Source organism: Variovorax cryoconiti (genome assembly GCF_051216395.1).
Classification (GTDB): domain Bacteria; phylum Pseudomonadota; class Gammaproteobacteria; order Burkholderiales; family Burkholderiaceae_C; genus Variovorax.
The window spans coordinates 1-1,197 of record NZ_JBPJZI010000048.1; the positions used below are offsets into that span (position 1 = coordinate 1).

Below are 1,197 nucleotides of genomic sequence, written 5' to 3' on the forward strand. Positions count from 1 at the left end.
GTTGGCCTGGACGAAATGGTGTTCGTAAGCGTCGCTCATCGGCGCGCGCTTACTTGGCCAACTCCGACACCAGCCGGTAGAGGAACTCGCGGCCGTCGTACAGCCGCTGGATCTCGATGCGCTCGTCGAGCCCGTGCGCCCGCGCATCGGCCGGCTCCAGGAACATGCCGGTCACGCCGTACATCGGGATGCCCGCGTTGCGCATGAAGCGGCTGTCGGTGGCGCCGGTGCTCATGGCGGGCACCACGGGCACGCCTGGCCACATCTGCTGCGTGATCGACTCCACCGTCTTCACGAGGTCGCCGTTCAGCGGCGACGCCGGGCTGCGCAGCGGCTTGCCCAGGTTGCGTACCACGATCTTGTCGTTGCCGACGGCCTGGGTCAGCAGGCGTTCCACTTCCTCGGGGTCGTCGTGCGGCAGGATGCGGCAGTTGACCGTGGCCTTGGCCGATTGCGGCAGCGCGTTCTCGGCGTGGCCGGCCTGCACCATCGTCGCGACGCAGGTGGTGCGGAACTGTGCGCTGTAGGCCGGGTTGGCCGACATGCGCTCGATGACCGCGGGATCGGGATTGCCGTTGCCAACCGCGCGCATGTCGTCGGCCAGCTGGCCGGTGGCGAATGGCGCGCTGCGCGCGAAGTAGGTCTTGGTGACATCCGCGAGCTTGACCGGGAAGCTGTAGTTGCCCAGCCGCTCCAGGCTCGCCGCGAGCGCATAGATCGGGTTGTTCTTCGTCGGCACCGAGCTGTGGCCGCCCACGTCGCGCGCCTCCAGCATGTAGGTGGTGTACATCTTCTCGGCGACCTGCATGCGGTGCAGGTTCGGCTTGCCACCGCGCAGCTCGCCGCCGCCGCCCTCGTTGATGCCGAACTCCGCCTGCAGCAGCTCGGGCTTGTTGTTGATGAGCCAGAAGGCGCCGTTGCTGAGCGCATCGCCGCGCTCTTCGTCGGCGGTGAGCGCGAGGATGAGGTCGCGCTTGGGCTTGAAGCCCTCCTGCTTCAGTTGCCCCACCACCGAGACCAGCGCCGCGGCCATCGCCTTGTCGTCGATGGCGCCGCGGGCGGTGAAGTAGCCGCCGGTTTCCTGCAGCTTGAAGGGATCGGTCTTCCAGTCTTCGCGCCGGGCCTCGACCACGTCGATGTGGGCCAGCAACAGCAGCGGCTTCTTGCTGCCGTCGCCCTTGAAGCGCAGCACCAGGT

The 1,197-nt window shown here is 67.8% G+C and carries 1 protein-coding gene; it reads right to left on the minus strand.

Annotation, left to right across the window (positions count from 1 at the left end):
- Nucleotides 1-49: 49 nt before the first annotated feature.
- A partial coding sequence (locus tag ACSFA2_RS25600) for a M20/M25/M40 family metallo-hydrolase (RefSeq protein ID WP_435458137.1) occupies nt 50-1,197 on the minus strand: 1,148 nt, incomplete at its 5' end.